General features: G+C 67.3%; 1 protein-coding gene. It reads right to left on the minus strand.

Translation table 11 applies throughout. The features are described from left to right. A partial coding sequence (locus NLU14_RS21600) for a hypothetical protein (RefSeq protein ID WP_275710496.1) occupies positions 1–278 on the minus strand: 278 nt, incomplete at both ends.

Consider the following 278-nt stretch of genomic DNA (forward strand, 5'->3'; position numbering starts at 1 on the left):
CGACCGTGACCTGGCCATAGAGGTTGAAGGTCATCCGATCCTCGATCAGCCAGGCGGCGCCGGCCGAATCGAGCAGGTTCGTGTCCAGGACGTCGCTGGTATATTGGGTGAAGCCGCCGATCTGGAACGGTCCCCTCTCCCAGGTGATCGATCCGGTGACCTTCCAGCGCGGCTTGCCGTTCTGGCGGACCAGGTCGCCCGCATCGGCGATGGTGGTGCCCGCGTTGATCGTCCCCGCGGCCCGCGCGGCGATCAGGTTCTGGATCGGCGGCGAGGGC

Origin of the sequence: Marinobacter iranensis (genome assembly GCF_029207565.1) — a bacterium.
Lineage (GTDB): Bacteria > Pseudomonadota > Gammaproteobacteria > Pseudomonadales > Oleiphilaceae > Marinobacter > Marinobacter iranensis.